7 protein-coding genes are annotated in these 6,469 nt (G+C 36.6%); all 7 read left to right on the top strand.

Translation table 11 applies throughout. The features are described 5' to 3' along the window. Positions 1-231 precede the first annotated feature (231 nt). The gene (locus QZ055_RS07485; RefSeq protein WP_227721586.1) at positions 232-459 is read left to right on the top strand and encodes a hypothetical protein; all 228 of its coding nucleotides are present in this window, start codon (positions 232-234) and stop codon (positions 457-459) included. Between the two features lie 143 nt (positions 460-602). After that, entirely contained in the window at positions 603-1,544 is a 942-nt protein-coding gene (locus QZ055_RS07480; RefSeq protein WP_227721587.1) for a Dyp-type peroxidase, read from the top strand. A 179-nt stretch (positions 1,545-1,723) separates the two neighbouring features. Further along, on the top strand, positions 1,724-3,223 hold the full coding sequence (gene thrC, locus QZ055_RS07475; RefSeq protein ID WP_005385956.1) for a threonine synthase: 1,500 nt from the start codon (positions 1,724-1,726) through the stop codon (positions 3,221-3,223). A gap of 144 nt (positions 3,224-3,367) precedes the next feature. Beyond that, a complete protein-coding gene (locus QZ055_RS07470) occupies positions 3,368-4,255 on the top strand; it encodes a DMT family transporter (protein ID WP_005385958.1) in 888 nt (295 codons plus the stop codon). A gap of 256 nt (positions 4,256-4,511) precedes the next feature. Next, positions 4,512-4,979: a large conductance mechanosensitive channel protein MscL gene (mscL, locus tag QZ055_RS07465; protein ID WP_295819628.1), complete on the top strand. Its 468-nt coding sequence runs from the start codon at positions 4,512-4,514 to the stop codon at positions 4,977-4,979. 171 nt (positions 4,980-5,150) lie between these two features. Next, complete coding sequence (locus tag QZ055_RS07460) at positions 5,151-6,200, top strand: D-glycerate dehydrogenase (protein WP_295825733.1); 1,050 nt, start codon at positions 5,151-5,153, stop codon at positions 6,198-6,200. Between the two features lie 82 nt (positions 6,201-6,282). Continuing rightward, on the top strand, positions 6,283-6,469 hold a 187-nt coding region (locus QZ055_RS07455), incomplete at its 3' end, for a glutamate--tRNA ligase family protein (protein WP_295825731.1).

Genomic DNA, 6,469 nt, shown 5'->3' with positions numbered 1-6,469 from the left:
TACTACGGGCTTATAGCCCGTGAGCAAACCACCCGTTTTACGGGTGGTTCTGATTATTTATTTGTAATCTGTTAGTTATACTAGTGTATTGTAATGAAATTAAATAATGTATATATTATAGATGATATCCTTTTGTTGAAAATTATATAGAACTATAGGGAAAATTAAAATATAAAATACAGTAAGGTTCTTTGTTACTGGCATGATTCTCACTACCTAGGAGAAATTTATATGGATACGGAAGTACAAAATGCACTTATACAATTGGAAAAACTTACAGATTTATACTTAGTTATATTTGGTGAAAATTCTTTAGATAGGGTTATTTATATGGATCCTCTTTATGGTTATGAGCTATCTGAAATAAAAAAAGGAATTGATGCTTTAGCAACTGCAATTGATAATAATAAGCCCATTGAACAAATACCAAAAAAAATATATGACGAATTGATATTTTAAGCTTTCTACTATCTCTTCTTCTGATTGAGCTGCAATAGCTATGATGAGGTTATTTGGTATGTAATGTTTTATATATTATAGACAATAAAGATGTAATAGCTTATGATTGCTATATAATAATTTTTCTCATTAGGAGGTACCCAATGGCAGTAGATGTTTCTAGAACACAAGATGTATATAAAGATGCAGGCCAAAGTGTTAACTTTACAACCTTATTATTAAATCGCAAAGATCGTGACGCAGAACTTGAAGTTATCCAAGATATGGCAGACCGTATCCAAGCCATTAAACGTTCTGTTAGTATTCGTGCGAATGGTGAAGGTTTAGGCATTGCCTTTGGTTTTAGCCGTAAAGCATGGGATTATTTATTCCCTAATGCACCGGTACCAAAAGAGTTAGAAGATTTCCAAGGTATTAAAGGGGATAAACAAGACGTACCAGCTGTAGCAGCAGATTTATTCTTACATGTGCGTTCTAATGATGAATCCGTTACATATACGGTAGTAGATCAAATTATGGAGTTCTTACGTCCTATTACATCTGTAGTAGATGAAACTCATGGTTTCCACTATGAACAAGGTCGTGCTATCATCGATTTCGTTGATGGTACTGAAAACCCTGTTGGTCAAGAGGCTGTTGAGTGGGGTGTTATTGGCGATGAAGATCCTGAATTCACTAATGGTTCTTATGCATTTGCTCAAAAATATGAACATGATCTTGATGCATGGCGTGCACTTCCTACGGAAATGCAAGAAAAATTCATTGGCCGTCGTAAATTCAGTGATATTGAATTAGAAGATGATGAAAAAGATCCAGCAGCTCATAATGTAGTGGCTCAAGATAATCGCGATGATGAAGAACATAAAATCGTTCGTATGAACGTACCGTTTGCTCAACCTGGACAAGGTGTACGTGGCACATACTTTATCGGTTATGCTCGTTACTGGGATGTAACTAAAACAATGCTTACTAATATGTTTACGCAAAACGATAAATTGCTTGATTATTCCAAACCTATTACAGGTATGCTTTTCTTCATTCCATCCCTTGATACATTGGATGCTATTGCAGAAGGCGAGTTATAATCGACATAGCTATTTGATGTATATTTTTATAGTTCGTGATGCTCTATTTTGTTAGCAGTAAACAATTCGAGTAAAAATATCATTTAATTCTATAGAAGCGCTCCTTTTAGGGGCGCTTTTATGCTATAATAAATCTATTAAACTCGTAAAATCCATTGTAGTTATGAATGAGGTATTCCATGAATTATACTAGCACCCGCGGTACCGTTGCGGTAAATGAAACATATGCATTGTTGCACGGCTTAGCAGAGGATGGTGGTTTATATGTACCATCTTTATTCCCTACAAACTGCTTAACTTACAATGATGTGAAAGATAAAAACTATCAAGAGGTAGCAGCTGTTGTATTATCCAAGTTGTTCCCATGTTTCTCAGAAGCTCATTTAAAAGAAATGATCAACTCTGCATACAGTGATGCTAATTTCAGCACTCGTGATATTGCACCGTTACATTCCTTATTAGAAAAGGTTTCTGTCCTAGAATTATTCCATGGCCGTACACAAGCTTTCAAAGATATGGCATTGTCTTTATTCCCATATCTATTAGTAGCGGCAAAAGAGGCTGAAGGTGAGAAAAAAGAGGTTCTTATCTTAACGGCTACATCTGGTGATACAGGTAAAGCTGCCCTTGAAGGCTTTAAAGATGTACCTGGTACTCACATTCAAGTATTTTACCCAACTGATGGCGTAAGTCCAATGCAAGCTGAGCAAATGCAAAAGCAAGAAGGGGACAACGTTAATGTTACTGCGATTCACGGTAACTTCGACGATGCGCAACAATTCTTGAAACGCTTATTCGTTGATAAAGATACTGCAGAAGAGGTTGCTGCAAAAGGTGTTATGTTCTCTAGTGCGAACTCTATTAACATTGGTCGCTTGGCACCTCAAGTGGTGTACTATGTGAATGCCTATGCAGAACTTGTTGCACAAGGCGCCATTCATGAAGATGAAGCATTCAACGTTGTGGTGCCAACTGGTAACTTCGGTAATATTTTAGCTGCTTATTATGCTAAAAAAATGGGTATTCCTATTGGTAAATTGATTTGTGCATCTAACCAAAATAACGTGCTTACTGATTTCTTTGAAAGTGGTACATACGATATGAACCGCCCATTCTATACAACGATTTCTCCGTCTATGGATATTCTTGAGTCTTCCAACTTTGAACGTTTCTTATACTATATCTCTGGTGAGGATAGTGAACGCACAGCTGGTTGGATGAAAGATCTTAAATCTACAGGTAAATTGACTGTAAACGAAGAAGAATTCAACCGCGTTAAAGCTAATTTTGCAGGTGCTTATGTAGATGACGAAGAAACAAAAGCCATCATTGAGCAAGTGTACAACTCCTATGGTTATGTAATGGATCCTCATACAGCGGTAGCTATGGGTGCATACATGAAGGAATTAGAGAAACACCCAGAAGATGGTGCGCGTCATACAATTATTGCATCTACTGCACATCCATTTAAATTCCCTACAGCTATTTGTGAAGCTTTAGATATTAAAGTTGGTGATACACCGTATGAAAGCTTAGATAATATTTCTGCTGTAACGGGTGTAGCATTCCCTAAACAATTGGAAGCATTGAAATCTAAACCATTGCGTTTCACAAAAGCAATCGATAAAGAGAATATGAAACAAGAAATTCTTGATTTTGTAGATACATTCTCTAAATAATAGGATGCCGCCTTTCGCTAGAAGGGCGGCATATATTTTGGTTTTATATATTCCGTATCTCCTGTATAATAGATTGCTAAGATAGATAATACAGGGATAGTAACTATTTAGTTGTACTATAGTGTATTTGTATAGGGAGGTAGTATGGCTAAAAAAGGTCTTATGTATGCATTATTGTCGGCACTCTTATTGAGTACGATGAATTTATTTGTAAAGATGCTAGGCTCTAACATTCCATCTGGGGAAATTGCCTTTTTCCGTGGTTTATTTGGAACCATAGCTGTTCTCATCGTTATGTATACCCGAGGTATCCGATTCTCGAAAGAGGATAGAGGACATCTTGTTATGCGTGGCTTATATGGCGGCTTTGGTATGGTATGTAATTTTATTGCTTTAGTGCATCTAAAGTTATCCGATGCGACGATTTTATTTCAAACATCAGGTATATTCGTACTGATTTTTAGTGCCTTATTTCTTAAAGAACGAGTGCCTAAAGGGGCAGGAAAATGGCTACTCTTGATCTTTGTAGCCGTTATGGTTATGGTAAATCCATTTAGTTTTACTGGCTTTACATGGTTTGCCTTGGTGGCTATTTTAGGGGCTGCTCTATCTGCAGCTGCGTATACGACCATTCGCCTTATATCTAAGAGAGGTAAACATAGTAATTTCGAAATTATGGCTTATTTCATGATTACAGGTATGATTGCAGGTCTCGTTACAACTGATAAGCTCGTTATGCCACAAGGAACAGATTGGCTTATCATCTTGGCGATTGGTGGTATTAGTGTAGTGGCTCAGTTCTTCTTGACTGGTGCCTTTGTTACAACTAACGCTGTAGTGGCACAATTCTTACAATATGTTGGTGTATTCATCAGTTCCTTCTATGGCTTCTTGTTCTTTGGTGAAAGCTTATCTATTGAAACGATAGGCGCTGGTGTGGCGATGTTCGTATCTTCTGTTATGTTGGCTCGCCTCAAAGAACAAAGTGGACCTTTACAAGAAGGAAAGGTGATAGAGGATAAAATTAAATAATTGTCGAATCTATACAATAATAGACGTTGTATGACAGTAGAGGTGCTAATCACATTCGTGATTGGCACCTTTTAACATGGTGCGAAAAGTACGCATAAATACTGATTTATTACAATTTTAGATTGACCTATGAAAAACTATATTAAATAAATTCGAAAAACTACATCGAAAAATATTGACATCTCTTCATCTTTCCTTTATGATTAGTACAGTTATTAACGCATTCTCAATTAAGTGTATCTAGGAGTAGTGAGAAATGAAAGAATTTTTGAACGATTTTAAAGCTTTTGCATTCAAAGGTAACATGATGGACCTAGCTATTGGTATGATTATTGGGGCTGCTTTCACAGCGTTGGTTAACTCCGTTGTAAGCAACTTGTTCATGCCTATTATCAGCTTGTTCACAGGCGGTATTGATTTCAGTAACTTGTACTTGCCATTAAATGCTGCATCTAAAGATGCATTCATGGCTGGTGCTGATATTAATACAGCTCGTGCAGTTGGTTCTGTATTGCCATACGGTACATTCATTACTGATTTGATTCAATTCTTAATCTTGGCGTTCGTTGTATTCTTGATGGTTCGCGCATTAGCTAAAATGATGAAAAACGCGAAAGAAGAAGAAGCTGCTGAAGCACCTACAACTAAAGAATGTCAATTCTGTAAAACAGAAATTCACATTGATGCAGTTAAATGTCCTAACTGTACAGCAGATTTGAAATAATTCAAATTTAAAGCTACATAAAAGGAGTAAGGCCTAGGCCTTACTCCTTTTTGTTGTATTACGCCAGCTTTCTAGTATAAAATATAAGTATATAATAGAAATATATGATATTAACTTTAACGCGAAATTCTTGGGCGTGTATTATAAGACGTTTTTGGAGGACTTATACATATGGAAAAAAAACCTCTAGTTGTTGTAAACGGTTTAGTCCGTAAAGATGCAATTGCTTATTTAAAAGAGCACGTAGATGTGCGCCAATGGACTGAAAAGACTGTAATGCCTCGTGAGACATTAAAGGAATGGCTCGTTGATGCGGATGGTTTGTGGTGTGTTCGCCCTTTAGATGTAGACGGTGATCTTGTAAAAAATGCACCTAATTTAAAGGTTATTGCTCAAGCAGCTGTGGGTTATGATAATGTAAAAATTGATGAATTAACGGCAGCAGGTATTCCTTATGGCAATACGCCAGGTGTTCTTAATGAAACCGTAGCAGAGCTTGCTTTTACATTAATTGCCACTGCTAGTCGTCGTATTCTGGAAAATGCTAATTTCGTAAAAGAAGGACGTTGGGCTCAAAGACCATCTAATATTAAAGGTTTTGATTTGAGTCGCCGTACCCTTGGTATTATTGGGATGGGGGCTATTGGTGTATCTATTTCTCGTCGTGCTCGTGCATTCGGTATGACTGTGGTATACCATAATCGTAATCAGCGTATTGATGACAAGATTCATAAAACTACGTATATGGAATTAGATGACTTATTAGCTACTAGTGATGTAGTTTGTGTGATGGCTCCACTAACAGATGAAACATATCACATGTGTGATGAAGCATTCTTCAAAAAAATGAAGAATACTGCATTGTTTGTTAATGTTGGCCGTGGACCTATCGTTGATACAGATGCTTTGATTAGTGCCTTAAAAACAGGTGAAATTGATTACGCAGCACTTGACGTAACTGATCCAGAGCCATTGCCAGCAGATCATCCATTATTGGATGTTGAGAACTGTCTTATCGTACCACATATTGGTTCTTATACTGATCGTACGCGTTATGATATGTCTATTTTGACAGCTGACAATATTATTGCTGGCGTTCATAAGAAACCATTAAAGACCTGTGTTAATGAAGAAGTTAACTATAAGAAACCAGAAATGGATGTAGAGTCTGCTTTAGAAGAGCTTAAAAAAGCTGGTATAGACTTAGCTGATTTCGACTAATATCACAAGACCTCAAAAGATATGCGGTATTATGCAAAATATGGTAAAATAAAAGAATATTTATCCTATGGAGGTTAGAACGTTGGAACATAAAGATATTGAAAAAACTGTAGCTCCTGAAGAAGTTGTATCTGTTAACTTTATCGAAGCTATCATCAACAAAGATAATGAAACTGGTAAATACGGTGGACGCGTATTAACTCGTTTCCCGCCAGAACCAAATGGTTACTTACACATTGGTCATGCTAAATCTATCTGCCTTAACTTTG

The sequence above is a fragment of the uncultured Veillonella sp. genome, assembly GCF_905209685.1.
GTDB lineage: Bacteria > Bacillota > Negativicutes > Veillonellales > Veillonellaceae > Veillonella.
Note: the sequence above shows the minus strand (reverse complement) of the source record. Positions and strands in the feature narration are given on the sequence as shown.

What these genes read in the sequence shown, in the direction of transcription:
- QZ055_RS07485 (WP_227721586.1), top strand. Translation starts at nt 232, where the DNA reads ATGGATACGGAAGTACAAAATGCACTTATACAATTGGAAAAACTTACA.
- QZ055_RS07480 (WP_227721587.1), top strand. Translation starts at nt 603, where the DNA reads ATGGCAGTAGATGTTTCTAGAACACAAGATGTATATAAAGATGCAGGC.
- thrC (WP_005385956.1), top strand. Translation starts at nt 1,724, where the DNA reads ATGAATTATACTAGCACCCGCGGTACCGTTGCGGTAAATGAAACATAT.
- QZ055_RS07470 (WP_005385958.1), top strand. Translation starts at nt 3,368, where the DNA reads ATGGCTAAAAAAGGTCTTATGTATGCATTATTGTCGGCACTCTTATTG.
- mscL (WP_295819628.1), top strand. Translation starts at nt 4,512, where the DNA reads ATGAAAGAATTTTTGAACGATTTTAAAGCTTTTGCATTCAAAGGTAAC.
- QZ055_RS07460 (WP_295825733.1), top strand. Translation starts at nt 5,151, where the DNA reads ATGGAAAAAAAACCTCTAGTTGTTGTAAACGGTTTAGTCCGTAAAGAT.